This is a genomic window from Saccharopolyspora cebuensis (assembly GCF_039542665.1).
Classification (GTDB): domain Bacteria; phylum Actinomycetota; class Actinomycetes; order Mycobacteriales; family Pseudonocardiaceae; genus Saccharopolyspora; species Saccharopolyspora cebuensis.
The window spans coordinates 183,528-209,290 of record NZ_BAABII010000003.1 but is presented as its reverse complement, the minus strand read 5'-3'; the positions used below and the strand labels follow the sequence as shown (position 1 = coordinate 209,290).

Here is a 25,763-nt window from a genome sequence, read left to right as displayed (position 1 = left end):
AGAAGACCGCTGAGCGGTCACGTCCGAGCACGGGCCGCGGTGCCGGTTGACGGCCGCACCGCATGCGGCTCCGCCGCATTTTCGGATAAGACCTTCTAGCGCGGCGGTCACCGCTCGTGCTTGTCGTGGGCGGCGCGGAGCAGGTCCATCAGCTGCCGCTGCTCCCGGATCCGGGCGCGGTACTTCTCCGGGAGCTCCCGCATCTGCTGCTCCTCGGCGAGCATCTTGCGGAAGGTCCGCTCCTGGGCGGCGGCGTCGGCCTCGCCGCTCTCGTCGAGGTACTCGGCGGCGTGCCGCCGCGCCGCCGCCACGACGTTCTGGGCCTTGCCCTTCGCGCTGAACAGCGAGGCGAGGACGGTGATGACCAGCACGCCGATGATCACCGCCAGCGAAAGGCCGGTGCTGATCTCGATGACGTGGACGGGTTCGCCGCCGTTGATGAACGGCACGTTGTTCTCGTGCAGCGCGTGCAGGATCAGCTTGACGCCGATGAAGGCGAGGATCGCGGCCAAGCCGTAGGAGAGGTAGACGAGCCGGTCCAGCAGGCCGTCGATGAGGAAGTAGAGCTGCCGCAACCCCAGCAGGGAGAACGCGGTGGCGGTGAACACCAGGTACACGTTCTGGGTCAGGCCGAAGATCGCCGGGATCGAGTCCAGGGCGAAGAGGATGTCGGTGCCGCCGATCGCGACCATCACCAGCAGCATCGGGGTCATCACCCGCTTGCCGTCCACGGTGGTGAACAGCTTGTCCCCGTCGAAGGTGCCCGAGGCGGGGAACACCCGCTTGACGATCCGGACCACGGTGTTGTCACCCGGACGTCCCTCGGTCTCCTCGGGCTTGAGCAGGTTCCCGGCGGTGAGCAGCAGGATCAGGCCGAAGAGGTAGAACACCCAGGCGAAGGCGTTGATCAGGGTGGCGCCCAGGAAGATGAACGCCGTGCGCGCCAGCAGCGAGAACGTGATGCCGAACAGCAGCACCTTCTGCTGGTCCGGGCGCGGGACGTGGAAGCTGCCGATGATGATGAGGAACACGAACAGGTTGTCGACGGACAGCGCCTTCTCCGTGACGTAACCGGCGAAGTACTCGGTCCCCATCACCGTGCCGCCGAAGAACCACACCCCGACGCCGAACAGGAGCGCGACCCCCACGTAACCGGCCGACCACACGGCGGCCTCACGCAGCGCGGGGGTGTGCGCCTTGCGCACGTGGAAGAAGTAGTCGAACAGCAGCAGGGCGGCGATTCCGGCGACCGTCACCGCCCAGACCGGCCCAGGCACGCCCATCGCGCTTCCCCCCGTCGACGACGCAGCACCCACGAGTGTCCTGGTAGGACCCTCGTCCGGCGAGTTCGACGGAGCCCCGGGAAACGGACGCACGTCGGGTGTGGACGGTCAGCGTCCCGGGTGGATCAGCGTCCTCAGCGGATCAGCGGCCGCTCAGCGGCCCAGGGAGTCGGCGACCTCCGCGCCGGGGAGGTCGGCCAGCACCGACCCGGCGGTGATGAGCTTGCCGCGCCGCAGTCCGCTGCCCACCACCACGGCGGGGGCGGCGACCACGGCGGGGTCGACCAGCAGCGGCCAGTCCCCGGGCAGCCCGAACGGGGTGATGCCGCCGTACTCCATGCCGGTCAGCCGCACCGCGTCGTCCATCGGCGCGAACGAGGCCTTGCGGACGTCGAGCCGCCGCTTCACCACGCCGTTGACGTCGACGCGGGTGGTGGCCAGCACGAGGCACGCCGCGTAGCGCACCTCGCCGCCGCGCTTGCCCGCGACCACCACGCAGTTCGCCGACAGCTCCAGCGGCGAGCCGTACTCGGCGCAGAACGCGGCGGTGTCGGCGAGCCCGGGATCGATCGCGACGACCCCGATCCGGTCGTCGTCGAGCGCGCGCACCGCGTCGGCGACCGGATCGGCGAGCAGTTCCGGGTGTTCCAGCGCCGGGGCGACCGCGAGGGTCCCCGCCGCGGCGGACCAGTCAACAGCCATGCGCCGAACCCTACTCAGCCCAGCCGGTCAGCAGGGCGCGCATCCGGGCGCGGTGGGTCAGCATCGGCGCCATCGAGGGCAGCAGCTCCAGCCCGGCCCGGGGGAACGCCCCGGCCACCGCCTCGGCGACCTCGGCGGGGTGCAGCGGGTCCTCCGTCGCACCGACGACCAGCACCTCCGCGTCGACCCCGGCGAGCGCGGCGGCGTCGGCCAGCGGCGCCCGGCCGGGGAGTTCGCGCAGCGCGGCGCCGAGCCGCAGCAGCGCCTCGGCCCGGCGCTCCACGTGGTCGCCGACGGACACGCCGTCCGGCACCTCGGCGGCCAGCACCTCGCGCAGCCGCCGCCCGCCGTCGGTCCCGGCGCGGTCCACGGCCTCCGCCAGCCGCGCGTAAGCCGCGGTGGCCGTCGCACCGCGCGGCCGGTCCAGGGCGGCGGGCAGCAGCAGGGCGAGCCGCTCGAAGCGGTCCGGTTCCTCGGCGGCGATCCTGGTCAACGCCCCGGCGCCGAGCGAGACGCCGACCGCCCGGGTCGCCCCCACCTCGTCGGCGACGGCGCGGACGTCGGCGGCGATGGTGCCGTAGTCCCAGTAGCCCTCCGGCGCGTCCTGGGCGCTGCCGTGCCCCGGCAGGGTGACCACCACGCGGGTGCCGGGCAGCCCGGACGCGGGGATGCGGGCCTCGCCCTCCGTCGCGCCCAGCCCGGGGACGACCAGGGTCACCGGCGCGCCCCGCCCGCGGGCCACCCAGCGCGCGCCCACTACCAGGAGCCCCCGCGCTGGACCTCCTTGACCTTGGGCCGGACGTCGACGATGTAGACGAGCGCGGCGACCAGCCCGGCGATCCAGAACAGCGTGCCCGGCCCCTGGAACACGATCAGCACCAGCAGGCCGCCACCGGTGATGCCCAGCCACGCGGGCTTGGACATCTTGTCGGCCGCGGTGTACGCGTCGGCGCGCTGCATCGCCGCGTGCACGAACGCGAACGCCCCGACCGGCCAGCCAGCGGCCCAGAGAATCAGCATGATCCAATTCGCCAGCTCCACGGCGCCCAGCCTACGTGGTCGCCGAACGGAGGGGCACCCGTCAGCCCTCCGACGCGGAGCCGCGCGCCGACTCGGTCTTGTTCGCCGCCTTGCGCGCGGTGCTGCGGGTGCTCGACGCCGCCTTGGCGCCCGCCTCCTGCACCTTCTCCGCGGCCTCCGCGGCGGCCTCCTCCGTCTGCCGCGCCGCCTTCTCCCCGGCCGAGCGGGTGTTGCGGGTGACCTTGCCCAGCACGTCGTCGGCCACGTCGCGGACGTCCTCGGCGGTGTCCTGCACCTTGTCCTGCGCGACCTTGACCTGCGGCTGCGCCTGGATGCGGTCCAGCGTCTCGCCGCCGCGCTCGGCCAGGTAGTCGTAGAGCTCCCGCGCCGACCGGGTGTAGCTGTCGACCCGCTTGCGCAGCTCGGCGGGGTCGAGCTTGCCGCGCAGCTCGCCCAGGTCGGTGGGCAGGTCCCGCTGCGCCGCCTCGGCCCGCTCGTTGAGCTGGGTGCGGACCTTCTGCACCGCGTCCAGCAGCGTCTGGGCGGCGAGGTCACCGGCGCCCAGCGCGGCGAGCAGCGGCGTGCGCGCCTGCTCGACGGCCCCGCCGACGGCCTGCTGGGCCTGCTCGCGGACCTTGGTGGCGTCCTCGGTCTTGAATCCCGGCATCGCGATCACTCCTCGGTCTCCCCGTCGGCGTCGCGTTCGCGACGGAACGAGGCGTAGATGTCCAGAAGCACTTGTTTCTGCCGCTCGCTGAGGTCCGCGTCGGCGCGGATGGCCTCCACCACCGGACCGGCCTCGCGGCTCTCCAGAATCCCGGCCTGCACGTAGAGCGCCTCGGCGGAGATCCGGAGCCCCTTGGCGATCTGCTGCAGGATCTCCGCGCTCGGCTTGCGCAGGCCCCGCTCCACCTGGCTCAGGTACGGGTTCGACACGCCGGCGAGCTTGGCCAGCTGCCGCAGCGAGATCTGGGCGTTGTTCCGTTGTTGCCGGATGTACCCGCCGAGGTCGCTGACCGCCTGGTTCACGGCCTTGTTGACGGACTCGTCCACGCGCCCCATCGACGTTCACCTCTCCGGTTCCCCCCACCACGGTAACCCCGAGTGCTAGCTCTTGCAAGCACACAGCTTGCACCCCGGGTCGCAGGTGAGGGGCACCTTCACCCGGCATACCCGGATGAAGGTGCCCCTCACTCAGTACACCCGCGGGTGCGGACGCGCCCGGCGGCGACCACCGCCGTCCACCCCCGGCGAGCGGGTCGCCTTCCTCGCACTCGGTGGGAGGAAGGCGACCTTCATCGCACCCATGAGAGGAAGGCGGCCCTCATCGCACCTGTGCGCGGAAGGTGGCCCTCATGCACACCGGCGCGAGGAAGACGACCTTCATCGCACCTGTGCGAGGAACGCGGCCCTCATCGCATTCGCGAGAGAAAAGCGACCTTCACGCACACCGGTGCGCGGAACGCGGCCCTCGTGCCAGTCGGGAGCCGCTGCGGGCCGGGCTCAGCGGAGCTTGCGGAGGCGCTGGACGGCCTCGTCGAGGACCTCGTCCCGCTTGCAGAAGGCGAAGCGCACCAGGTGGCGGGTGCCCGCCGGGTCGTCGCAGAAGACCTGCACCGGGATGGCGGCGACGCCGACGCGCTCGGGCAGCGCGCGGCAGAACTCGGCGCCGTCGTCGAAGCCGAGCGGCCGGACGTCGGTGCAGATGAAGTAGGTGCCCTCGCTGGCCAGCACGTCGAACCCGGCGTCGGCGAGCCCGGCGGCGAGGTGGTCGCGCTTGCGCTGGAGGTCGGTGCGCAGCTCCTCGACCCAGGGCCGCTCGTGGCGCAGCGCGTGCGCGACGGCGGGCTGGAACGGCGCTCCGCCGACGAAGGTGAGGAACTGCTTGGCCGCGCGCACGGCCGCCACCAGCTCGGCCGGACCGCAGACCCAGCCGATCTTCCAGCCGGTGGCGCTGAAGCTCTTGCCGACGCTGGAGATCGACAGGGTCCGCTCGGCCATGCCGGGCAGCGCGGCGAGCGGGTGGTGCTCGCGGCCGTCGTAGAGGAGGTGCTCGTAGACCTCGTCGGTGATGGCGATCACGTCGTGCTCGCGGCAGACCTCCGCGATGGCGGCCAGCTCGGCGTCGGTGAAGACGGTGCCGGTCGGGTTGTGCGGCGAGTTGAGCACCAGCGCGCGGGTCCGCGGGCCCACGGCCGCGCGCAGCGAGTCGAGGTCGAGCTCGAAGCGGTGGTCCGGCCCCTGCCGCAGGGCCGCGGTGCGCCGCACGCCCCCGGCCATCGCCACGGCCACCGGGTAGGAGTCGTAGTAGGGCTCGACGAGCAGGACCTCGTCGCCCGGCTCCACCAGGGCGAGCATCGCGGCGGTCAGCGCCTCGGTGGCACCCACCGTGACCAGCACTTCCCCCTCGGGATCGTGCTCGATGCCGTAGCGGTCGCGGCGGTGCTCGGCGATGGTGGCGCGCAGGTCCGGCTCACCCGCGCCGGGCGGGTACTGGTTGACGCCGCGGCCGATGGCGTCCTGGGCGACCCGCAGCATCCCGGCGGGCCCGTCGGTGTCCGGGAAGCCCTGCCCGAGGTTCACCGCCCCGGTGCGCCGGGCGAGTTCGGTGATCTCGGCGAAGATCGTCGAGGTGAACGGGCGCAGCCGGGTGGTGAGGGCAGGTGTTCGCACGATCGGCGAGGGTAGCCGACGACCTGGCCGGACGGCGAGGCCCGACCTGATCATCCGCGGCGTTGGCACAATCGTCGACGTGCACTCCACTGCGGATCCCGACCGGGACAAGCGTCGCGCGCTGCGGCGGATGAAGGGGGTGGCCGGCGGGCTCCTGCTGGCCGCCACCGCGATCTACGCGGTCACCCGCTGGTACGAGAACGCGGGCGCCCCGGCGTGGGTGGGTTTCGTCCGGGCCGCGGCCGAGGCGGGGATGGTGGGTGCGCTGGCGGACTGGTTCGCGGTCACCGCGCTGTTCCGCCGCCCGCTGGGCCTGCCCATCCCGCACACCGCGATCATCCCGACCCGCAAGGACGCGATCGGGCGCACGCTGGGTGATTTCGTCGGCACCAACTTCCTGTCCGAGCAGGTCATCCGGGACAAGCTGGGCAACGCCGAGGTCGGCAAGCGGGTCGGGTCCTGGATCGCGGTGCCGGAGCACGCCGAGCGGGTCACCTCCGAGCTCGCCGCCGCCACCCGGGGCGCGGTGCGGGTGCTGCGCGACGACGACGTGCAGGCGGTGCTGGAGCAGGCGCTCGTCCGGAAGGTGCTGGACCGGCCGTGGGGCCCGCCGCTGGGGCGCATCCTCGCGCAGGTGTTCGCCGACGGCTCGCACCACAAGCTCGTCGACCTGGTCTGCGACCGCGCCTACGACTGGGTGCGGGACAACCACGACACCGTGCTGCGGGTGGTGAGCCAGCGCGCCCCGACCTGGTCGCCGAGGTTCTTCGACTCGCTGGTGGCGGACAAGATCTACGCCGAGGTGCTGTCGTTCGCGTGGGCGGTCAAGACCGACCCCGAGCACCCGATGCGCCAGGCCGTCGATCGGTTCCTGGTCGAGTTCGCGGACGACCTCCAGCACGACCCGAAGACGATGGCCAAGGCCGACCAGATCCAGCAGCAGGTGCTGGCCCACCCCGAGGTGCAGAACCTCGTCGCCGCGGCCTGGGGCACCGCGAAGAAGATGCTGCTCGACGCCGCGGAGGACCCCTCCAGCGAGCTGCGCGTGCGGGTCCGCGACGGGCTGCGCTCGCTGGGCCGCCGCCTGGTCGACGAACCGGAGCTGCGCGCCAAGGTCGACGGCTGGGTGGAGGGCGCCGTGGTCTACGTGGTGAACAACTACCGCGGCGAGCTGACCGGGCTGATCAGCGACACGGTGGAGCGCTGGGACGCCGAGGAGACCTCGCGCAAGATCGAGCTCCAGGTGGGCCGGGACCTCCAGTTCATCCGGATCAACGGCACCGTCGTCGGCGCGTTGGCCGGGCTGACCATCCACACCATCTCCCACGTCCTCCTGTGACCCCGCACCGCTGCACGACCGGGCCGCACAACCGGGTGAACGTTGCCAGGTGAGGGGCACCCTTGTCCCAGTTACTCGGGCAAGGGTGCCCCTCACTCAGCTCCCGTTCGGGTGAACTTTGCCAGGTGAGGGGCACCTTCATCCGGCATGGTCGGCTGAAGGTGCCCCTCACTCAGGGCCCTTCCGGGTGAACTTCGGGTCAGCTCCCGGGGGCGACCTGGACCGCGGGGGTCTCGGCGGTGTGGCGTTCGCGCCAGGAGCGCGCCTTCTCCCGGTTCCCGCAGATGCGCATCGAGCACCAGGTGCGGGAGCGGTTCCGGGAGCGGTCGTAGAACGCCCACAAGCAGTCGTCGGCGGGGCAGATCTTGATCCGGCTCCAGTGCCCGGTGCGGACGAGCCCGGTGGCGGCGGCCAGCACCTCGCCGAGCGCGTCGGTGCCCACCAGCACGGGCACGCCGTGGCGCAGCTCGACCTCGACGGCCCACGGCCGGTCGACGACCACCTCGGACAGCGCCCCGTCGGCGACCGCGGCCCGCATCGCGTCCCGGTACGCGTGGACAGTGCGGACCTCGGGGGCCTCGCCGATCCGCCGGTTCGCGCACCACCGGCGCCACTGCTCGGGGTCCGACAGGACGTCGGTGCCCCGGTCCACGTCGCGGGTGTTCAGGAAGGCCAGGACGAGTTCGACATCGCGTTCGACGTCGAGTCCGAGGACGCCGGGCCCGTCGACTTGCGGAGCGACAGCTCTGCTGTTCACGCACCCCATCGTAAGCCCCCGGGGGGTTGCCCCCGAGTGCGGTAACCGGCATACTCCGATCACTAGTTAGTAACTCGTCATCACCATTCAGTGGTTACCGGAGGGCCGGACAGCGCTCCGGCCGACGACAGGAGGACTCCATGTCCGCGCTGAACGTGATCGCCTTCGCCCTCGACTGCCCCGATCCGCACCGGCTCGCCGGGTTCTACGGCCGCCTGCTGGGCTGGGAGATCGACGAGGCGGAGTCCGCCGCCGACTGGGTCGAGCTCGCCCACCCGGAGGGCGGCGTCCGGCTGGCCTTCCAGCGCGACCCGCACTACCGCCCGACCACCTGGCCGAGCCCCGAGGTCCCGCAGAAGGCGCACGTGGACGTCCGGGTCGACGACCTCGACACCGGCCACGAGCGCGCCCTCGCCGCCGGAGCGACCCAGCTCCCCCAGCCCCCGGACCAGGCCGACGCCTCCTTCCGCGTCTACGCCGACCCCGACGGCCACCCGTTCTGCCTCTGCGCCTGAACCCGTCACCCGTTCGGACACCAGGTGAGGGGCACCCTTGCCCAAGTAACTGGGACAAGGGTGCCCCTCACCTCGTCAACCCCACCTGAAACGGCTGAAGCACACCCACCAGAACCCCGGAACGCAACGCACCGCACGCGCCGAACGGAACCACCGCCAGGCAAGCGGCGAAGCCGCTTCCAGCCGAACCCGCGAGCTCGTCCAACCACCGTCAGGCAAGCGGCGGACGCCGCTTCCGCTTTGCCCCACCCTCGCCACTGGCACCGCCGCGGGTTCTCAGCGGTCTTCTCGCGAGGACGCCCCGCCGCTGTGTATTGGAATACATGAGAAGGGGCGCCCGGAGCGAGAAGGCCGCTGAGGTTCCGCCACCCGCACCGCTCCCCAAAAGGACCACCACACCGACTCAACAAATCCGGGGGAGTTGTTCTCCTGGTGGTAGGTCCACCACCCTGCTGGCGCCGAGACCGGTCCTGGCCACCACCATGCCCGCGTGGTCGGCCACGACGGTGCCGATGCGGGCGGCCCGGGTGCCGCGCGGGTGGGCGCGCATGGCGTCGAGCACCCGGTCGGCGTCGTCGGGCGGCACGACGGCGACGAGCTTGCCCTCGTTGGCGCTGTAGAGCGGGTCGAGGCCGAGGATGCTGCACGCGTCGGCCACCTCGGGCGGGACCGGCACGTCGCGCTCGGCGATCTCGACGCCGACCCCGGCGGCCGCGGCGATCTCGTTGAGCGAGGCGGCGAGCCCGCCCCGGGTGGGGTCGCGCAGCACGTGCAGGTCGGCGCCGGTGGCCAGGGCGGTGGCGACGAGGTCGTGCAGCGGTGCGGTGTCGCTTTCCACCGCGGTGCCGAACTCCAGCCCTTCCCGGCAGCTCAGCACCGCCACGCCGTGCACCCCGATGTCGCCGCTGACCAGCACCGCGTCCCCGGGGCGGGCGCGGGAGGGCCGGATGTCGACGCCGTCGGCGACGAGCCCGACGCCCGCGGTGTTGACGAAGATGCCGTCGCCGTGCCCGGCGTCGACGACCTTGGTGTCGCCGGTGACCAGCCGCACGCCCGCGGCGCGGGCGGCGTCGCCGAGCGCGGTGGCGACCATGCCGAGCTCGTCCAGCGCGGTGCCCTCCTCCAGGATGAACGCGGTGGACAGGTAGAGCGGCACCGCGCCGGACATGGCGAGGTCGTTGACCGTGCCGTTGACGGCGAGGTCGCCGATCGACCCGCCGGGGAAGAACAGCGGTTTCACCACGTAGGAGTCGGTGCTGAAGGCGATCCGGGCGGGTCCGGCGGGCAGCACCGCGGAGTCGGTGAGCTCGCCGGTGGCCGCGTCGGAGTAGGCGGGCAGGAACAGGTGCTCGACGAGTTCGGCGGACATCGCGCCACCGCCGCCGTGGCCCATCACGATCGTCGGGGAGTCCCGCAGCGGCAGCGGGCAGGTCCAGGCCGCGAGGTCGGTCGTCTCAGCCACGCGCCACCTCCTGCAGCTCCAGCCGCCGGTACTGGTAGTAGGCCGCGCAGGCGCCTTCCGAGGAGACCATGGTGGCGCCCAGCGGGTTGCGCGGGTGGCACTCGACGCCGAAGGCCGCGCACTCGTGCGGTTTGATCAGCCCTTGCAGCACCTCGCCGGAGCGGCACAGCGCCGATTCGGCGGTGCGCAGGTCGGCGACGTCGAACCGGAACTCGGCGTCGAACTCCCGGTAGTCGGCGGCCAACCGCCACCCGCTGCGCGGGATCTCGCCGATGCCGCGCCAGGCCCGGTCGGTCACCTCGAAGACGTCCCGCAGCATGGCCTTGGCGGCGGGGTTGCCCTCCGGCGGCACCGCGCGGGTGTAGGCGTTGTCGACCTCGTGCCGCCCGGCTTCGAGCTGCTCGACGGTCCGGCGAACGCCTTCGAGGATGTCCAGCGGCTCGAACCCGGTGACCACGATCGGCACCCGGTAGCGGCGGGCCAGCTCGGGGTACTCCTCGGTGCCCATCACGCTGCACACGTGCCCGGCGGCGAGGAAGCCCTGCACCCGGCAGCTCGGCGACTCCATGATGGCCGCGATCGCCGGGGGCACCAGCACGTGCGAGACCAGCAGCGAGAAGTTCCGCACCCCGAGCTTCTTCGCCTGGTGCACGGCCATCGCGTTGGCCGGCGCGGTGGTCTCGAAGCCGATGCCGAAGAACACGACCTCGCGGTCGGGGTGCTGCTGGGCCAGGGCCAGCGCGTCCAGCGGGGAGTAGACGACGCGGACGTCACCGCCGTCGCCCTTGACCCGGAACAGGTCCCGGTCGCTGCCCGGCACCCGCAGCATGTCGCCGAAGGAGCAGAAGATGACCTCCGGGCGGGAGGCGATCTCCAGCGCCTTGTCGATGACCTCCAGCGGCGTCACGCACACCGGGCAGCCGGGCCCGTGGATCATCTCGATGCCCTCGGGCAGCAGTTGGTCGATGCCGTGGCGGATGATCGAGTGCGTCTGGCCGCCGCAGACCTCCATCAGCGCCCACGGGCGCGTGGTGATGGCGCGGATGCGGTCGAACAGGCGGCCCGCCAGCTCGGGGTCGCTGAATTCGTCGAGGTACTTCACGATCCCATCTCCTCGGTCGTCGTTCGGGGTGGCGGGAGGTCCTGGGCGCCGCCGCCGTCGGCGAAGGGATCGGCGAACTCCTCCTCCAGCAGCCCGAGCTCCTGGAAGGCCGCCAGCGTCTCCAGCGCGGACTTCTCGTCGAGGTGCTGGATCGCGAATCCGACGTGGACGATCACGTAGTCACCGACCACCACTTCCGGCAGGTATTGCAGGCACACCTGCTTGCGCACCCCGCCGAAGTCCACATCGGCCATCAGGGTGCCGTCCCGCTCCCAGAGCTGGACGACCTTGCCCGGTACCGCGAGGCACACCGGCCTCATCCCCTTCCGTTGTCCGTCGCTGCCGCGACCAGGAGCTGGCCCAGCGCCAGCCCGCCATCACCAGGTGGTGTCCCGCGGTGCCGCAGGACGGTGAAACCCGCCGCGCGCAGGGCCCGGCCGGTGGTGCCGAGCAGCAGCGCGTTCTGGAAGACCCCGCCGGTGAGCGCGACGGTGTCCAGGTCGAGCTCGGCGCGGGCCCGCAGCGCCAGCTCCACGACCAGCACGGCCACCGCGTCGTGGAACCGCCGGGCCGACACCGCGACCGGGGTTCCCGCGCGCCGCTGGGCGATCAGCGAGCGCAGCACCGGCGCGGGGTCGGCGACGAGCCGATCGCCGGACTCGCGCACCGCGAAGGTGCCGGTCGGCGTGCCGGGGCCCGCCTCCCGCGCCCGCGCTTCCAGCTCGATCGCCGCCTGCGCCTCGAAGTCCACCTCCTGCCGGACGCCGAGCAGGGCGCTGACCGCGTCGAACAACCGGCCCATGCTGGACGTCGGCGCGCAGCCGAGCCCGGTGCCGAGCTGGTGGGCCAGCGCGCCGCGCTCGGCGTCGGGGCAGGCGGCGACCGGCGGCAGGTCGGCGTCCCAGGCGATCCCGGCGGCGTGCAGGTGCGCCAGCGCCATCCGGTACGGCCGCCGCACCGCCGCGTCGCCGCCGGGCAGCGGCACGTAGCCGAGCTGGGCGAAGCGCCGGAACCCGAGGTAGTCGCCGACGAGCACCTCGCCGCCCCAGACCGCGCCGTCGGTGCCGTAGCCGGTGCCGTCGAAGGCGATGCCGACCACCGGGCTGCTCCCGTCGAGCCCGTGGTCGGCCAGCACCGAGGCGAGGTGCGCGTGGTGGTGCTGCACCGAGCGCACCGGACGACCGGCGGCGTGGCGCACCGCCCACGCCCGCGAGCGGTACTCGGGGTGCGCGTCGGCGGCCAGCCGCTGCGGCGCCACCCCGGTGAGGTGTTCGAGGTGGCGCTCGGCGGCGCCGAAGGCGGTGAGCGTGGCGACGTCGTCCATGTCGCCGATGTGCCCGCTGAACCAGGCCGACCGGCCGGAACCCAGGCAGCAGGTGTTCTTCAGGTCGGCGCCGACGGCGAGCGTCGGGGGCACCTCGAACGGCAGCCGCAGCGGCAGCGGCGCGTACCCGCGGGAGCGGCGCAGCACCAGCTCCTCGCCGTCGACCACCCGGACCACCGAATCGTCGCAGGGCACGTGGATCGGGCGGTCGTGCCGCAGCCAGCCGTCGACCAGCGGGGCCAGCCGGTGCAGCGCGTCGGCGTCGTCGGCGGCCAGCGGTTCGCCGCTGGTGTTGCCCGAGGTCATCACCAGCGCCTCGATCGGGCGGTCGCCGGGCAGCCCGTGCAGCAGGTGGTGCACCGGCGCGTAGGGCAGCAGCAGCCCCAGGTCCGGGTTGCCGGGGGCGACCGCGTCCGCGATCGGCAGCGGCGGGTCCGGGCGGCGGCGGGCCAGCACGATCGGCCGCGCGGGACCGGTGAGCAGCGCGGTCTCCCGATCGTCGAGCTCGGCGACGGCGCGCGCGGTCGCGAGGTCGGCGACCATGACCGCGAAGGGCTTGGCGCCGCGGCGCTTGCGCTCCCGCAGCGCGGTCACCGCGCGCTCGTCGGTGGCGACGCAGGCCAGGTGGTAGCCGCCGATCCCCTTCACCGCCAGCACGCCGCCCGCCACGAGCAGCCGCCGCGCCGCCTCCACCGCCGCGTCGTCGCCCACCACCCGGCCGCCGTCGGCGGCCACGAACTCCAGCCGGGGACCGCAGTCGCGGCAGGAGACGGGCTGGGCGTGGAAGCGCCGGTCGGTCGGGTCCGCGTACTCGCGGGCGCACGCGGCGCACAGCTCGAACCCGGCCATCGTCGTCGCGGGCCGGTCGTAGGGCAGGCCGGTGATGATGGTGAACCGGGGACCGCAGTTCGTGCAGGTGATGAACGGGTGCCGGTACCGGCGGTCGGCGGGGTCGGACATCTCCCGCAGGCAGTCGGCGCAGATCGCGGTGTCCGGGGCGGCCGGGGTGCGGGCGGTGGCGTCCCGGTGCGAGGCCGCGATCGCGAAGCCGGTGGCGCCGGTCGGCGCCAGCTCGGCGGATTCCACCTCCTCCACCGAGGCCAGCGGCGGCGGTTCCGCGCGCAGCCGGCGGCCGAACTCCGCCACCTCGGCCCGGCCGCCCTCCACCTCGACGACCACGCCGCCGGAGGTGTTGCGCACCGAGCCGGACAGCCCGAGCGCGGTCGCGACCGCGTGCACGAAGGGCCGGAAGCCGACGCCCTGGACCACGCCGCGCACCGAGTACCGGTACCGCACCGGCGTCGCCGCGGTACCGGTCCCGGGACCATCCGGTCCCGCCATCACATCCGCTCGATCCGGAGGTACCGCCGCATCGCGGGCAGCTCCTTCTTCAGCAGCACCGCCGCCCCCGCCGCGGCCACCACCAGCACCACAACCCCGAACTTCCGCACCACACCGCTCCTTCACAAAGCCAAGACGCGAAAACCGTTGTAAAACCAAAAGAAAATTCAAGAACAGACTGAAAACTATTACCTGAAGTAAAAAGGAGGGCCTGCCGGTTCACCACCACCGACACGCCGTCAGGCAAGCGGCAAAGCCGCTTCCGCCTTGCCCCACGCACGCAACCGGCACCGCCGCGGGTTCTCAGCGGCCTTCTCGCGAGGACAGCGCCGACACCGTGTACGAAGTGGGTACATCAGGAGGCGATCCCGCAGCGAGGAGGCCGCTGAGGTTCCGCCACCGGCACCGCCACGCAACCGGACCACCAACACCGTCCCGACGAGAAGAACCCTCAACCAGGAGAAATGTTCGGCATTTCCGGGCTTGCCGCGTCGTGCTTCGACGGGTTCACCCCGGTCGACCTCCTGGCGTCCGCGGTGCCGTCCTCGTGGTGGCCCGGCTGCTCGTCGTAGGAGCCCTCCGCGTTGCCCTGCGCCACGCCCTCGACGTGGGCCGAGGCGTCGATCCGCACGTCGGGCCTGCCCCGCTTGATCTCGCCCATCCCTGCTCTCCTCTCAGCCGCCGATGCCGCGCAGCGGGCTGTCCCGCCCGTCGGCGAGGTCGGCGAAGAACCGGTCGATCGCGGGCCACACCCGGCTGCCGCCGGAGAGCCCGCGCCACTCCGCCCGCACCAGCGCCACCAGCCGGTAGCAGGTGTCGATCGGCACGATCCAGTGCTCCCGGGCGCCGCGCGCGGTGTTGACCAGCAGCGCTTCGACGCGGGGCGCGAGCCCGGCGACCTCCGGGCACCGCTGCCGCACCCCCTCCCACGTCGCGGGGTCGACCTCCCACCGGGTCGCGCCCGCCGGGCTCGGGTAGTGCGCGGTGGCGGTGCCGTCGTCGTGGCCGACGAAGTAGGCCAGGCCCACCGGGATGCCGAGGTCGGTGAGCTCCGGCACCCGGCGGTGCCGGTCCGGCACCAGCCGGTAGTGACCGCGCCCGGCGGCGTCCCGGTGGAACAGCAGCGCGCACGCCTGGCAGACGCACAGCAGCTCGTCGCGCCGCTCGTCGAGCACGTGCCGGTGCCGCGCCAGGACGTCCGCCGCGCACAGGTCGCACCGCTGCTCGGTCGCGGCCCGGACCGAGGAGGGTCGGCGCAGCGCGCGGCGCAGCGCCCCCGCGCTCACCCGGCCGCCCCGGGCCGCAGCGCGTCCAGCGGCACGAACGCCGCCTCGGCCGCGCCGTCGAAGCGGACCTCCGCCAGCTCCGGTGCCGCGGCCAGCACCGCCGCGCGCACCGGTTCCTCCGCCTCCGCCGAGGAGCAGCCGCAGCCGCCGCCGGAGAGCCGCACCGAGGCGACGCCGTCCGCGGCGCCGAGCAGCGCCACCTCGACGCCGCGCGCCGCGAGCTCCGGCCGCAGCGCGTCCAGCGCCCGGGCGACCCGCCGCTCCGGCGGATCCGGGTGCAGGTCGTGCAGCACCAGCAGGTGACCCACGAGTTCGTCGGCCAGCAGCGGTTCCCGCGCGGCACCGGCCTGCTCGACGGCCCGGGCCAGCGCCTCGCCGTAGACCTCGGCCAGCGCCGACACCGCGTCCAGCGCGATCCGCGCGGCCGGGCCGGGCGCCTGCTCGACCTGGCCGAGCAGCTCGTCGATCCGGGCCAGCCGCTCCCGGACCCCGGCGTCGTCGACCCGCTCAGCCATGCTGGCCGCCCAGCATCGGCGAGTGCTGCTGGGTGATGTTGCGGCCGTTGCCCAGGTACATGTGCACGCCGCAGGGCAGGCAGGGGTCGAAGCTGCGCACCGCGCGCATGATGTCGACGCCCTTGAAGTCGTCCGGGCCGTTCTCCTCGAAGATCGGCATGTCCTGCACCGCGTCCTCGTAGGGGCCCGGCGTGCCGAAGCTGTCGCGGGGGCTGCCGTTCCACGGCGTCGGCGGGTACGGGTGGTAGTTCGCGATCTTGCCGTCCTTGATGACCATGTGGTGCGACAGCACCCCGCGCACCGCCTCGTGGAACCCGCAGCCGATCGCCTCGTCGGGGACCTCGAAGTCGGTGAACACCTTGGTGTCGCCGGAGCGGATGCCCTCCATCGCCCGTTTCAGGAAGAACACCGCCATCGCCGCCGAGTAGGCCACGAAGTAGACCCGGGCGCGGTCGCGCTCCAGCGCGTTGGACCACGGCGGGATGCGCCACTCCAGCGTCATCTCCGGCAGCTTCTCGCTCTTCGGCAAGGAGATCTCCACGCTGCGGCCGGTGGAGCGCACGTACGGCGTGTCCACGATCCCGGCCAGCGCCGTGGTGTAGAGCCGGGCGAACGGGCCGCCGCCGGTGTCCAGCGCGAGGTGGTCGCCGGTGCGCCGGTCGTACCAGCGCGGGCTCATCACCCAGCTGTACTTGTCGCCGAAGTCGCGCTTCTGCGGGTCCGGGAACGTCGTCTGGTTCCACGGGTGCCGCATGTCGACCGGGTTGCCCAGCGGGTCGTGGGTGACGAACGGGTCCTCGGTCACCCAGTCCTGGTAGAAGGAGCTGCCGAGCAGGATGCGCATCCCGAGGTTGATGTCCACCAGGTCGGTGGTGATCAGCTCGCCGTCCACCACGATGCCCGGCGTCACGTACATCGCCCGGCCCCAGTCGGTCATCGTGTCGTAGCGGTAGTCGCAAACCGACGGGTCCTGCCAGGCGCCCCAGCAGCCGAGCAGCACCCGGCGCCTGCCGACCTCCTCGTAGCCGGGCAGCGCCTCGTAGAAGAAGTCGAAGATGTCGTCGTTCATCGCCACCGACTTCTTGACGAAGTCCAGGATGCCCAGCAGGCGGGTGAGGTAGTCGGTGACCAGGTTCGGCTCCGGCATCGTGCCCACGCCGCCCGGGTACACCGTCGACGGGTGCACGTGCCTGCCCTCCATCAGGCAGAACATCTCCCGCGTCACCCGCGAGACCTGCAGCGCCTCCTTGTAGAAGTCGCCCTCGAACGGGTTGAACGAGCGCATGATGTCGGCGATGGTCCGCTTGCCGTGCACCGCCGCACCGGGCGCCTCGGTGTTCTCCGCCCGCGCCAGCACCGAGGGGTTGGTCTGCTTGACCATCGCCTCGGAGAAGTCCACGAACACCAGGTTGTCCTGGAAGATCGTGTGGTCGAACATGTACTCGGCCGCCTCGCCGAGGTTGACGATCCACTCCGCCATCGGCGGCGGTTTGAGGCCGTAGGCCATGTTCTGCGCGTACACCGAGCAGGTCGTGTGGTTGTCCCCGCAGATGCCGCAGATCCGGCTGGTGATGAACCCGGCGTCCCGCGGGTCCTTGCCCTTCATGAACATCGAGTAGCCGCGGAACAGCGAGGACGTGCTGTGGCACTCGGCCACGCGCCGGTTCGCGAAATCGATCTTGGTGTAGATGCCGAGGTTGCCGATGATGCGGGTGATCGGGTCCCACGACATCTCCACGAGCTTGCCGGTCTGCTGCTCCTTGGCCGTCATCTGAGGTCGCCTCTCGGGGTCAGGGACGCCAGGCCGGGTCGAAGCCGCTGGTCAGGGCTTCCCGGTTGTGCCGCCACTTCGGTTCGGTGTTGACGGTCCTGTTGGTGATGCCCCGCATCCGCCGGATGAACGCCCCGTAGGGCTTGACCATCATCGACGAGAGGCTGCCGCCCGGCGGCATGTCCATGAACGGCATGAACTTGTCCGGGAAACCGGGCATCGTGCAGCCGATGCAGATGCCGCCGACGTTGGGGCAGCCGCCGATACCGCCCATCCAGCCGCGCTTGGGGACGTTGCAGTTGACCACCGGTCCCCAGCAGCCGATCTTGACCTGGCACTTGGGCGAGTTGTAGTCCCCGGCGAAGTCGCCCTGCTCGTAGTACCCGGCGCGGTCGCAGCCCTCGTGCACGGTCTTGCCGAACAGCCACTGCGGGCGCAGCAGCTCGTCCAGCGGCGGCGGGGGCGCGGAGCCGGCCGCGTGGTGGAGCAGCCAGGTCAGCGTCTCCATGAAGTTGTCCGGCTGCACCGGGCAGCCCGGGACGTTGACGATCGGCAGGCCACCGCTGGAGGTGAAGTCCCAGCCGAGGTAGTCGGCCAGGCCCATGCAGCCGGTCGGATTGCCCGCCATGGCGTGGATCCCGCCGTTGGTGGCGCAGGTGCCGATGGCCACCGCCGCCCACGACCGCGGCGCCAGCCGGTCGATCCACCAGTTCAGGGTCAGCGGCTGGCCGGTCTCGGGATCGTTGCCGAACGAGGTCCAGTAGCCCTCGCCGTTGATCTTCTCGTTGGGGATCGAACCCTCGATCACCAGGATGAACGGCCCCAGCTCGCCGCGCGCGGCGGCGCGGAACGGGGCCAGGAACTCCTCGCCGCCGACGGTCGGCGACAGCACCTTGTTGTGCAGGTGGACGGTCGGCAGCCCGGGCACCAGCCCGGCCACCACGTCCTCGATCGGCGGCTGGGCCGCGGCGGTCACCGAGACGGTGTCGCCGTCGCAGCTCATGCCTTCCGAGATCCACAGCACGTGGACCTCGTCGAGGCCCCGGTCCCGCTCGGTCATGTCGCGTCCCCCCGCTCTCCCCCGGTGGTCTGCAGGGCCGCCGCCCCGCCCACGACGTCGAGGACCAGGCGCACCGCGTCGTCGACCGCGGCGGCGACCGGTCCGGACAGCCGCATCCCCTCGCCGAGCTCGGCGGGCCTGCAGCCCACGACCACCACCCGGTCCAGCGAGCCGCCGAGCCCGCGCAGCAGCGCCAGCACCGCGTCCGGCGTCATGCCGTGGGCGTCGACGGCGGCCGCGGCGCGGTCCTCGCCGGGATCGACCTCCAGCACCGCGAGCGTCCCGGGTGGACCGTCCAGCGGCACCGCGTCGACCAGCACGACCGTCGCGTAGCGGTCGCCGAGCAGTTCGTAGGCCAAGTGCAGCCCGCGGATGCCGAAGTCGGCGACGTCCACGCCACCGGGCAGCAGCGCCGGGTCGATCCGCCGCACGACCTCGACACCGAAGCCGTCGTCGCCGAGGAACACGTTGCCGATGCCCGCGATCAGGGTCCGCCCGGTCACGACGGCGCCCCGTCGAGCGGCTCGATCTCCTCCGGCGCGAAGTAGTGGTAGCGGCCGTACCAGCGGTGCAGGTCGGCGCCCGGGTCGTCCTCCAGCACCACCGCGAGGTGCCGGGCGTCGTCGACGTCGAGGAACACCGCCTCGACCCGCGCGGTGCGGCCCGCCAGGAACATGTCGTGCACGTCGCCGCCGCTGCGCCGGGGCCGCAGCCGCACCCGCGACCCACGGGCCACCGGGGTGCCGTCGACCAGCACGGCGTCGCACTCCGGCGACACCGCCGCCTCGCCCTCCGGGGACCACCAGGGCGGCTCGTCGGTGCCGTCTTCGACCGGCCGCACCGAGCGCACCGCGCCGTGCAGCCGGGAGAAGACCTCCTTCGGGATCACCTCGACCCGGTCCAGGATCGCCGCGGCCCGGGGATCGGTGGCCCGGGCCTCCCGCTTCTCCTCCTCGGTGAGGGTCAGCGTGCGCAGCGACAGGATCTCGTCGATCTCGGTGGCGTCGAACAGGTCGCCGGGGCTCTCCGGCGCGACCTCCGGGTGGTCGTAGAGGATGATCGGCGAGGACAGCACCACCGAGCGGGAATCGCCTTCGCCCGCCAGCACCGGGAAGGTGTGCAGGTTCGCGCAGCGCCGCGCCGCCACCGACGCCCAGGCCGGCGGGTCGAGCAGCGACAGGAACGACCCGCCCCGGACGCCGATCAGGGTGTGCGCGGCGACCAGCGAGCGGCGCAGCGCTTCGGGCCGCGGCACCCCGGCGGGCACGTCCTCGGCGGCGTTCTCGACCTCCACGCGCAGCAGCCGCAGCCGGAACGGGGCCTCCGCGTCGGCGACCGACACGCGCACCACGGCCGACAGCGGCAGGCTCCGCCGGACGATCCGGGTGTCGTCGTCGAGGGCTTCGACGGACTCGCCGCCCGCCTGCTCGACCACCTCGACGTGCGGCTGCGCCGCGAGGGCGTCGACGTCCACCTCGACGTCGCATTCCCGGGGGACGGCCTCGTCGAAGGTCAGGTACCGCTCGCCGCCGACGTCCGCGGCGTCGACCTCGGTGAACCCGCCGCGGGGCCCGCGCACCTGCACCGACCGGTGCTGCGGTTGCAGGTACCGGACCCGCACCCGGACCCGGGCACCCGGGGCGGCTTCGAGCAGGCACTCGGTCCGCTGCCGCCAGGAATCGGCCGACCCGGACACGCTCGGCCGCTCGGGGCCCTGCGCCCGGACCCACGCGGGCGGCGCGAGCACGCCGAACTGCCAGCGCACCTTGTTCTTGCCGGACGACCGCCGGTACGGGTAGAGCAGGTAGCCCTCGTAGAGCACCGCGTCGGCGACGGACTGCGCCGCGGCGAATCCGTCCGGGACGTCCTCGACCGGCTCGGGGCTGGCCATCCTCACCACAACTCCCGCCTCCTCCAGCACCGCTGGTCCACAGTGATCACCCGTCCGCCGGCCCGGCGGCACCGCGCGGCGCCGCGACCGGACGGCCCGGTCCGGAGCGCAACCAGCCGAACCACTCCGGCAGTCCTTCGCCGGTGGTGGCCGACACCAGCAGCACCTCCGCACCGGGGTTGAGCCGCCTGACCTGCTCGGCGCACCGAACCGGGTCGAAGTCGACGTGCGGCAGCAGGTCGGCCTTGTTGATCAGCACCAGGTCCGCCTCGCGGAACATGTGCGGGTACTTGATCGGCTTGTCCGCGCCCTCGGGCACCGACATCACCACCACCCGGCGGGTCTCGCCGAGGTCGAACAGCGCCGGGCAGACCAGGTTGCCGACGTTCTCGACGAACAGCAGCGAACCCGGCCCGGGATCGAGCGCGACCACCGCGCGAGCCAGCATCTCGGCGTCGAGGTGGCACCCGGACCCGGTGTTGACCTGGACGACCGGGCAACCGGCGGCGCGGATGCGCTCGGCGTCGACCTGCGTCTCCTGGTCGCCTTCGACGACGGCGATCGGCGCGGTCCCGCCGAGCTCGCGGATGGTGCGCTCCAGCAGGGTGGTCTTGCCCGCGCCGGGCGAGCTCATCAGGTTCACCGCCACCACACCGCGCTCGGCGAGGTCGCGCCGGTTCGCCGCGGCGAGCGCGTCGTTCTTCGCCAGCACGTCCTGCTCGATGCTCACCTTGCGCGACGCCCGGGGCCTGCGGTGCCGCGCAGGCGGCATCCCCGCACGCCCCTCGACGCGCAACGCCGCACCGTCGCGCGCCGCGCCATCGGCGCGGGCGGCGGTGTCGGCACGGGCGTCGGTGTCGGCGTGGGCGCGAGCAGCGGTATCGCGGGAGTCGTCCTCGTGCCCGCGGTGGACGTGGTTCCCTTCGCCGTGCCCGTCGCGCCCATGCTCGCCGCGCCCATGCTCGGGGTGCGCGTGGTCGGAGTGCGCGTGGTCGGAGTGCGCGTGATCGCACTCGCCGTGTCCGTGCGCTCGTGAGCCGTGCGCGTGGTCGTGCCTGTGCTCGTGCGCGCGAGCATGTCCGTGATCGTGCGCGTGGTCAGGCGCGGGCGCGTGGTCCGGCCGGTGCGCGTGGTCGGACCCGAGCACGCCGTCCTGCGCGTGCTCGTGGTCGTGCCGACCGGGGTGGCCGGTGGCGTGCCGGGGACCGGCGGGGATGCTGATCCGCACCTGGGCGTCCTCGTCGCATCCGCACGTCGCGCACATCTACGCCGCCACCTCCACGGCCGTGACCGACAGTTCGTCGCCGCCGATCACCGCGACCTCGGTGCTGCCGCAGGAGCAGAGCAGCGCCAGGTCCTCGACCGCGAACTCGTCCCCGCACGTCCGGCACCGGGCGCGGCCCGGTGGCTCGTCGATCTCCAGCCGCGCACCGGCCACCGGTGACCCCTGGGCCACGAGGTCGAAGCAGAAGCGCACCGCGTCCGGAACGACGCCGGCGACCTTGCCGATGCGCATGTGGACGGCGAGGATCTCCGCGCTGTCCGTGCGCTCCACGATGGTGTCGACGATGTTCTGGGTGATGGCGAGCTCGTGCATCCGCGCTCCCGGTACCGAGGTCCTTGGCCCGGAACCGCGAATTCCGTTCGCGCTCCGGCCAACCGAGGAACCCGACCGTAGGTCCGCGCTGATGGGTCCGCGACTCGGCGTCGGGCCGGATGGTCATCGACCACGCGGATTGATGAACGTTTCCGCGCCCCGGCCCACCGGGAGGAGCGGCGGTTCATCGTCCCCGCCGGACCGTGGCGGCACTCACCGCGCGAAAGGGTTGCGGTGACCTCGGTGCGAGGTGCGCAGCAAGTGGCCGCGCACGGCTGCCGCCGCCCCGGCGCACCGGGGGAACAGGTTCCGGGCCGGGCCTTCCGCGGGCGCTCCCCCGACGGCCCGCCGAGCGGCGGTCCGCGATCGCCTCGTCTCAGCGGCGCTCACCTCCGTACCCGATGCAGAGGAAGCCGGATTCGCCGTGCTCCGCCTGCGCCGCGGCCAACGCCGTGGCGGGCGTCGTCCCGCGGCGCAGGGCGGAGTGCAGCGTCTCCATCATCGCCGCGGTGCGCTCGTCCGGGACCGGAACGACGCTCGCGATGACCGTCGCGGTCCCGCGACCGAGCAGGGTGGCGGCCAGCCCGCTGATCTGGTCGCCGGGGCGCACCGCCGACTGCCCCACTTCGCACGCCGACAGCACCACCGTGGCCGGACCGCGCGGCAACCGGTCCAAGTCGTAGGCGTAGAGCGGTCCGTCGGCGAGGTCCACGCAGGACAGCAGCGGCCGGTCGTCGCGGAACCGGCCGTGCGCGGCGATGTGCACGGTGGCCGCACCGTCCGCAGTGGACATCGCTCGCGCCGCGGTGGCGTCCGGTCCGACGAGCAGCGTCCCGCCGGACGCCCGGTGCAACGACCCCACCTCCTGCGCCGCGTGCTCCAACCCGGGGCCGGCGATCCAGACCTGGTCCCCATCGGGATCGGCCGCCCGCGCGTCCCGGGCGGCCCGGAGCCACACCGGCAGCGACGGGGTGACCGTGACCGGGCGGCCCCGGCAGTCGGGCAGCGCCGCCCACGGCAGCGCGTGCAGCCGTCCGGTGGGCACCACGACGAGCGGCCGACCGCGCACCAGCGCGGGCAGCACCGGGCCGAGGAGCTGGTCCTGGAGCTCGGCGGCCATCCGCTTGGCACCGGCCCGGTACGCGTCGTTGAACCGCAGCGCCCCGAGCTCGGCCCGGCGGGCGAGGAAGTACCGCAGCCGCCGGGACCGCTGCTCCGCGCCCGACTCCGAACCGAGCCGGTGCAGCGCCACCTCCCCGTCGGCCACGACGAGCGCGTGCAGCGCGTCGCCGTGCGCGAACAGGTTCAGCAGCACCGCGCCACCGAGCCGGTCCACCACCTCGTCCAGGCACCACCGGCCGCCGGACCCCGGCGCACCGCCGTCGGCCAGGAGCGCGCGGCGGCGGACCCGCCCCTCCAGCGCCGCGACCGCCTCGTGCTCCGCGTGCCGGTCCGGGGCGGTGCGGGTGCCGACCACGGCCGCGCGCAGGTCGGCCAGCGCGGCGGTCAACCCGGCGTCGGCCGCGGGCGCCGGGGACCGCCGGTGCAGCACACCCGTGCGGGCCCGTTCGACGCAGCGCAGCACCCACTGCGGGTCGCCGGTTCGCAGCGCGGCGCCCACCAGCAGCTCGCCGAGTTCCTCGGCCAGCCCGAGCACGTGGACCCGGAGCTCGAAGGCGCCCAGCGCCGCGGCGTGGGCTTCGACCTCCCGCAACCCCGACCAGCACGTGCGGAACAGCCCGGGCAGGTCGCCGGCCTGCTCGGCGAGCCGCGCCGCGGCGACGCGACCGAGCAGCCGCAGCCGCGCCGAGCCGGTCCGGTCCGCCGCGCCGGTGACCAGCCGCAGCAGGGTGCGCGCGGTCCCGGGCGCACCCGCCTGCCGCGCGCGGTGCGCCGCGGTCAGCCACAGCTCGGCGGCGGCCTCCGGCCACCCGTGCCCGGCGCACGCCGCACCGGCCCGCCGAGCGGCGGCCAGCGCGTGCCGGGACGGCCGCTCGCGGAGCAGCTTGGCCCGCCACTCCACCGCCGCGGCCAGCGCCACCCACGCCGGGCGCCGCTGCTGCCGGAAGAGCCGCCGGGCCAGCGCGGCGGACTCGGCGGCGGCCTCGACGTCGCCGGAGCGCAACGCGCAGCCGGCCAGCCCGAGCCGGGTCTCGGCGAGCTTGGCCGCCCGGCCGTGCCGCTCCAGCCGGGTCGCGGCCCGTTCCATCGCGGAACGCGCCTCGGCGTCGAGCCCGGCGGCGGCGAACGCCTCCGCGCGGTCCACCAGCGTTTCGGGCACCGCGTCGAGGTCCAGTTCGGGCGCCGCCTGCTCGAACAGCCGCAACGCCCGCGGCAGGTCACCGGAGCGCAGCGCGACGCAGCCCTGGTTGTGCCGGCACGCCGCCGCCCGCGCGGTGCTGCCGTCGGCCAGCAGCAGCCGCTCCGCGGTGAAGAAGTCCGCTTCCGCCTGCTCCCACCGGCCGGTGTAGAGGTGCGCCGTGCCGCGCCCGACGAGCGCGTTGGCCGCCCACCGGTGCTGCCTGCGGAACTCGGGGCGCCGCATCGCGGCGGTCAGCTCCGCCACGGCCTCGTCGTACCGGTCCGCGCGGCAGGCGAGCAGACCGCGCAGGCAGCGGAACCGGAACACCTCGGCCGCGGGCAGCGCGTCCGCGGCGGCGGCGAGCTGCCGGGTGCTCTCCTCGACGGCACCGCGTTCGAACTCGATCCACGCGGAGGTCAGCCGCAACTGCGCCGCGCGCTCGGCCAGCCCGGCCCGCCGCGCCGCGCTCAGGCCCAACCGCACGTGCCGCCGGGCGTCGCGCACCCGGCCCCGCTCCACCGCCGCGAGCGCCGCGAGGTGCCGGGCGACCACGCGCACCTCGGGATCGCGGGTCCCGCAGGACAACCACTCGTGCGCCCGGCGGGCCGCCGCCTCCGGTGCGGTGCTGACCTTGTCGAGCCAGCGCTGCGCCGTCGCGAGCACCGCCTCGGTGGTCGGTTCCACCGCGGCCCCGGTGCTCAACAGACCAGCCAATCCGCGATGGCGGGGGCCGAGCGGGGCGCCTGGAACACCACGCTGATCGGTCCCCGCGGCACGTCCGGCACCGCGAAGGCACCGTGCTCGTCGAGCTCGGCCGCGCGTTCCCCGGCGGGATGCCGCACCGCGAGGCGTCCGCCCGGCCGGGACTGCCCGGCCCGGTTGATCACCAGCCCGGACGCCCGGTAGAGCCCCGGCACGGTCGGGACCAGCTCCAGCTCCACGATGCGCCCGGGCATCAGGAAGGTCAGCACCCGGGACGCGGGGCCCCAGGACCGGACCGGCGCCGGCTCGTCGGCCGAGTCCGCGACCAGTTCGAGCGCCGACGTCGACGTGCCCGACCGGAACCGCACCGCCGCGTAGGCGGCGTCGACCGCGCGCTGCGGCACCGGGTCGCAGCTCTGGAAGATCTCGCGGAGCGCGCGCAGCTCCTCCGGCGGCCCGCTCATCCCGCCACCTCGCCGGCGAGATCGGCGCCCACCATGCGCCTGCGCAGTTCGGCCAGGCACCGGCCGCGCTTCGGCCCGATCGTGCCCTTCGGCATCCCGAGCGCGGCGCTGATCTGCGCGTAGCTGGCCTCGGGGCTCGCGGCGAGCACCCGCAGCAGCTGCTGGCAGCGCTGCGGCAGTTCGGCGAACGCGCGCCACAGGCGGGTGTGGGTCATCGACCGGAGCACGGTCTGCTCCGGACCCTCCGCCGCACCAGACGGCGCGAGCAGCGCGCTGTCCAGCCCGAACGGGGCCTCCCGCCGCCGCGCCTTGGTGAGCCGCGCCGCTTCCCGGCGGGCCGTGGTGGCCAGCCACCCCGGCAGCGCCTCCGGTGACCGCAGGCGGCCCAGGTTCTCGGCGAGCAACAACCACGTCGCCTGCGACACGTCCTCCGCGTCGGCGGCGCAGTGGGTGAACGCCCGCGCGGTGCTCCACACCACGGGTTCGTGGCGGTCCACCAGCTCGCGCCACGCCCACTGCTCCCCTGCCGCCGCGCGGCGGAGCAGAACCGCTGTCGCGCAGCGCTTTCCGACCTCCCGCATCACGGCCCCCTTCCCCGGTCCCCGACCGCGGTTCGTGGGACACCCGGCCTTCCGGGTCCCTTCGCGGGATTAAGAG

General features: G+C 73.5%; 27 protein-coding genes. 2 read left to right on the top strand and 25 right to left on the bottom strand.

Annotated elements, in window-relative coordinates; all coding sequences use genetic code 11:
* Positions 1-107: 107 nt before the first annotated feature.
* From ABD976_RS03795 to ABD976_RS03765, 7 genes are all read right to left on the bottom strand, one after another.
* Positions 108-1,283 (bottom strand): TerC/Alx family metal homeostasis membrane protein, encoded by a 1,176-nt coding sequence (locus ABD976_RS03795; RefSeq protein ID WP_345357149.1) that lies wholly within the window; start codon positions 1,281-1,283, stop codon positions 108-110.
* A 153-nt stretch (positions 1,284-1,436) separates the two neighbouring features.
* A complete protein-coding gene (locus tag ABD976_RS03790; protein WP_345357146.1) occupies positions 1,437-1,985 on the bottom strand; it encodes a YbaK/EbsC family protein in 549 nt (182 codons plus the stop codon).
* A 10-nt stretch (positions 1,986-1,995) separates the two neighbouring features.
* Positions 1,996-2,703 carry an alpha/beta fold hydrolase gene (locus ABD976_RS03785; protein ID WP_345357143.1) on the bottom strand — a complete coding sequence of 236 codons (708 nt, stop codon included), beginning with the start codon at positions 2,701-2,703 and terminating at the stop codon, positions 1,996-1,998.
* Positions 2,704-2,741: 38 nt separating this feature from the next.
* Positions 2,742-3,005, bottom strand: a complete 264-nt coding sequence (locus ABD976_RS03780) for a DUF2516 family protein (protein ID WP_345357140.1) — start codon at positions 3,003-3,005, stop codon at positions 2,742-2,744.
* A 61-nt stretch (positions 3,006-3,066) separates the two neighbouring features.
* Positions 3,067-3,672 carry a hypothetical protein gene (locus ABD976_RS03775; RefSeq protein WP_345357137.1) on the bottom strand — a complete coding sequence of 202 codons (606 nt, stop codon included), beginning with the start codon at positions 3,670-3,672 and terminating at the stop codon, positions 3,067-3,069.
* A 5-nt stretch (positions 3,673-3,677) separates the two neighbouring features.
* Positions 3,678-4,067: a helix-turn-helix domain-containing protein gene (locus ABD976_RS03770; RefSeq protein WP_345357134.1), complete on the bottom strand. Its 390-nt coding sequence runs from the start codon at positions 4,065-4,067 to the stop codon at positions 3,678-3,680.
* A gap of 441 nt (positions 4,068-4,508) precedes the next feature.
* Positions 4,509-5,678 carry a pyridoxal phosphate-dependent aminotransferase gene (locus ABD976_RS03765; RefSeq protein ID WP_345357131.1) on the bottom strand — a complete coding sequence of 390 codons (1,170 nt, stop codon included), beginning with the start codon at positions 5,676-5,678 and terminating at the stop codon, positions 4,509-4,511.
* A 130-nt stretch (positions 5,679-5,808) separates the two neighbouring features.
* On the opposite strand from ABD976_RS03765, the gene ABD976_RS03760 reads away from it, so the two are divergent.
* Positions 5,809-7,017 (top strand): DUF445 domain-containing protein, encoded by a 1,209-nt coding sequence (locus tag ABD976_RS03760; RefSeq protein WP_345358685.1) that lies wholly within the window; start codon positions 5,809-5,811, stop codon positions 7,015-7,017.
* Positions 7,018-7,216: 199 nt separating this feature from the next.
* Here ABD976_RS03760 and ABD976_RS03755 read toward each other — a convergent pair whose 3' ends face one another.
* Entirely contained in the window at positions 7,217-7,774 is a 558-nt protein-coding gene (locus ABD976_RS03755; RefSeq protein ID WP_369775099.1) for a CGNR zinc finger domain-containing protein, read from the bottom strand.
* Positions 7,775-7,914: 140 nt separating this feature from the next.
* Between ABD976_RS03755 and ABD976_RS03750 the strand changes: the two genes are divergently transcribed.
* Positions 7,915-8,289 (top strand): VOC family protein, encoded by a 375-nt coding sequence (locus tag ABD976_RS03750; protein ID WP_345357125.1) that lies wholly within the window; start codon positions 7,915-7,917, stop codon positions 8,287-8,289.
* A 403-nt stretch (positions 8,290-8,692) separates the two neighbouring features.
* Here the strand turns inward: ABD976_RS03750 and hypE are convergent, their stop codons facing one another.
* The 17 genes from hypE to ABD976_RS03670 form a co-directional block, all read right to left on the bottom strand.
* A complete protein-coding gene (gene hypE, locus ABD976_RS03745; protein WP_345357122.1) occupies positions 8,693-9,751 on the bottom strand; it encodes a hydrogenase expression/formation protein HypE in 1,059 nt (352 codons plus the stop codon).
* Entirely contained in the window at positions 9,744-10,853 is a 1,110-nt protein-coding gene (gene hypD / locus ABD976_RS03740; protein WP_345357119.1) for a hydrogenase formation protein HypD, read from the bottom strand. Before hypD ends, hypE begins: the two co-directional genes overlap by 8 nt.
* The gene (locus tag ABD976_RS03735; protein ID WP_345357116.1) at positions 10,850-11,173 is read right to left on the bottom strand and encodes a HypC/HybG/HupF family hydrogenase formation chaperone; all 324 of its coding nucleotides are present in this window, start codon (positions 11,171-11,173) and stop codon (positions 10,850-10,852) included. Before ABD976_RS03735 ends, hypD begins: the two co-directional genes overlap by 4 nt.
* Entirely contained in the window at positions 11,170-13,518 is a 2,349-nt protein-coding gene (gene hypF / locus ABD976_RS03730; protein WP_345357113.1) for a carbamoyltransferase HypF, read from the bottom strand. Before hypF ends, ABD976_RS03735 begins: the two co-directional genes overlap by 4 nt.
* Entirely contained in the window at positions 13,518-13,628 is a 111-nt protein-coding gene (locus ABD976_RS29590) for a DUF6893 family small protein (RefSeq protein ID WP_425570069.1), read from the bottom strand. Before ABD976_RS29590 ends, hypF begins: the two co-directional genes overlap by 1 nt.
* Positions 13,629-13,969: 341 nt before the next feature.
* Positions 13,970-14,179 (bottom strand): hypothetical protein, encoded by a 210-nt coding sequence (locus ABD976_RS03725; RefSeq protein WP_345357110.1) that lies wholly within the window; start codon positions 14,177-14,179, stop codon positions 13,970-13,972.
* Between the two features lie 13 nt (positions 14,180-14,192).
* Positions 14,193-14,804 carry a DUF5947 family protein gene (locus tag ABD976_RS03720; RefSeq protein WP_345357107.1) on the bottom strand — a complete coding sequence of 204 codons (612 nt, stop codon included), beginning with the start codon at positions 14,802-14,804 and terminating at the stop codon, positions 14,193-14,195.
* A complete protein-coding gene (locus ABD976_RS03715) occupies positions 14,801-15,319 on the bottom strand; it encodes a NifU family protein (RefSeq protein ID WP_345357104.1) in 519 nt (172 codons plus the stop codon). The genes ABD976_RS03720 and ABD976_RS03715 overlap by 4 nt, the downstream gene beginning before the upstream one ends.
* Positions 15,312-17,090, bottom strand: coding sequence for a nickel-dependent hydrogenase large subunit (locus ABD976_RS03710; RefSeq protein ID WP_345357101.1), 1,779 nt, complete (start codon positions 17,088-17,090; stop codon positions 15,312-15,314). The genes ABD976_RS03715 and ABD976_RS03710 overlap by 8 nt, the downstream gene beginning before the upstream one ends.
* 19 nt (positions 17,091-17,109) lie before the next feature.
* The gene (locus tag ABD976_RS03705) at positions 17,110-18,150 is read right to left on the bottom strand and encodes an NADH-quinone oxidoreductase subunit B family protein (protein ID WP_345357098.1); all 1,041 of its coding nucleotides are present in this window, start codon (positions 18,148-18,150) and stop codon (positions 17,110-17,112) included.
* Entirely contained in the window at positions 18,147-18,653 is a 507-nt protein-coding gene (locus ABD976_RS03700) for a hydrogenase maturation protease (protein ID WP_345357095.1), read from the bottom strand. The genes ABD976_RS03705 and ABD976_RS03700 overlap by 4 nt, the downstream gene beginning before the upstream one ends.
* Positions 18,650-20,041 carry a hypothetical protein gene (locus tag ABD976_RS03695; RefSeq protein WP_345357093.1) on the bottom strand — a complete coding sequence of 464 codons (1,392 nt, stop codon included), beginning with the start codon at positions 20,039-20,041 and terminating at the stop codon, positions 18,650-18,652. The genes ABD976_RS03700 and ABD976_RS03695 overlap by 4 nt, the downstream gene beginning before the upstream one ends.
* Before the next feature lie 46 nt (positions 20,042-20,087).
* On the bottom strand, positions 20,088-21,305 hold the full coding sequence (gene hypB / locus ABD976_RS29585) for a hydrogenase nickel incorporation protein HypB (protein ID WP_369775097.1): 1,218 nt from the start codon (positions 21,303-21,305) through the stop codon (positions 20,088-20,090).
* Positions 21,306-21,638 (bottom strand): hydrogenase maturation nickel metallochaperone HypA/HybF, encoded by a 333-nt coding sequence (locus ABD976_RS03685; protein ID WP_345357090.1) that lies wholly within the window; start codon positions 21,636-21,638, stop codon positions 21,306-21,308.
* A gap of 376 nt (positions 21,639-22,014) precedes the next feature.
* Positions 22,015-24,642: a CHAT domain-containing protein gene (locus ABD976_RS03680; protein WP_345357087.1), complete on the bottom strand. Its 2,628-nt coding sequence runs from the start codon at positions 24,640-24,642 to the stop codon at positions 22,015-22,017.
* Positions 24,639-25,106, bottom strand: a complete 468-nt coding sequence (locus ABD976_RS03675; RefSeq protein ID WP_345357084.1) for a hypothetical protein — start codon at positions 25,104-25,106, stop codon at positions 24,639-24,641. The genes ABD976_RS03680 and ABD976_RS03675 overlap by 4 nt, the downstream gene beginning before the upstream one ends.
* Positions 25,103-25,687, bottom strand: coding sequence for an RNA polymerase sigma factor (locus ABD976_RS03670; protein WP_345357081.1), 585 nt, complete (start codon positions 25,685-25,687; stop codon positions 25,103-25,105). The genes ABD976_RS03675 and ABD976_RS03670 overlap by 4 nt, the downstream gene beginning before the upstream one ends.
* Positions 25,688-25,763 lie beyond the last annotated feature (76 nt).

Coding starts and splice junctions, on each gene's coding strand:
- ABD976_RS03795 (WP_345357149.1), bottom strand. CDS start 1,283: ATGGGCGTGCCTGGGCCGGTCTGGGCGGTGACGGTCGCCGGAATCGCC.
- ABD976_RS03790 (WP_345357146.1), bottom strand. CDS start 1,985: ATGGCTGTTGACTGGTCCGCCGCGGCGGGGACCCTCGCGGTCGCCCCG.
- ABD976_RS03780 (WP_345357140.1), bottom strand. CDS start 3,005: ATGCTGATTCTCTGGGCCGCTGGCTGGCCGGTCGGGGCGTTCGCGTTC.
- ABD976_RS03775 (WP_345357137.1), bottom strand. CDS start 3,672: ATGCCGGGATTCAAGACCGAGGACGCCACCAAGGTCCGCGAGCAGGCC.
- ABD976_RS03770 (WP_345357134.1), bottom strand. CDS start 4,067: ATGGGGCGCGTGGACGAGTCCGTCAACAAGGCCGTGAACCAGGCGGTC.
- ABD976_RS03760 (WP_345358685.1), top strand. CDS start 5,809: ATGAAGGGGGTGGCCGGCGGGCTCCTGCTGGCCGCCACCGCGATCTAC.
- ABD976_RS03750 (WP_345357125.1), top strand. CDS start 7,915: ATGTCCGCGCTGAACGTGATCGCCTTCGCCCTCGACTGCCCCGATCCG.
- ABD976_RS03735 (WP_345357116.1), bottom strand. CDS start 11,173: ATGAGGCCGGTGTGCCTCGCGGTACCGGGCAAGGTCGTCCAGCTCTGG.
- hypF (WP_345357113.1), bottom strand. CDS start 13,518: ATGGCGGGACCGGATGGTCCCGGGACCGGTACCGCGGCGACGCCGGTG.
- ABD976_RS03725 (WP_345357110.1), bottom strand. CDS start 14,179: ATGGGCGAGATCAAGCGGGGCAGGCCCGACGTGCGGATCGACGCCTCG.
- ABD976_RS03715 (WP_345357104.1), bottom strand. CDS start 15,319: ATGGCTGAGCGGGTCGACGACGCCGGGGTCCGGGAGCGGCTGGCCCGG.
- ABD976_RS03710 (WP_345357101.1), bottom strand. CDS start 17,090: ATGACGGCCAAGGAGCAGCAGACCGGCAAGCTCGTGGAGATGTCGTGG.
- ABD976_RS03705 (WP_345357098.1), bottom strand. CDS start 18,150: ATGACCGAGCGGGACCGGGGCCTCGACGAGGTCCACGTGCTGTGGATC.
- ABD976_RS03695 (WP_345357093.1), bottom strand. CDS start 20,041: ATGGCCAGCCCCGAGCCGGTCGAGGACGTCCCGGACGGATTCGCCGCG.
- hypB (WP_369775097.1), bottom strand. CDS start 21,305: ATGTGCGCGACGTGCGGATGCGACGAGGACGCCCAGGTGCGGATCAGC.
- ABD976_RS03685 (WP_345357090.1), bottom strand. CDS start 21,638: ATGCACGAGCTCGCCATCACCCAGAACATCGTCGACACCATCGTGGAG.
- ABD976_RS03675 (WP_345357084.1), bottom strand. CDS start 25,106: ATGAGCGGGCCGCCGGAGGAGCTGCGCGCGCTCCGCGAGATCTTCCAG.
- ABD976_RS03670 (WP_345357081.1), bottom strand. CDS start 25,687: ATGCGGGAGGTCGGAAAGCGCTGCGCGACAGCGGTTCTGCTCCGCCGC.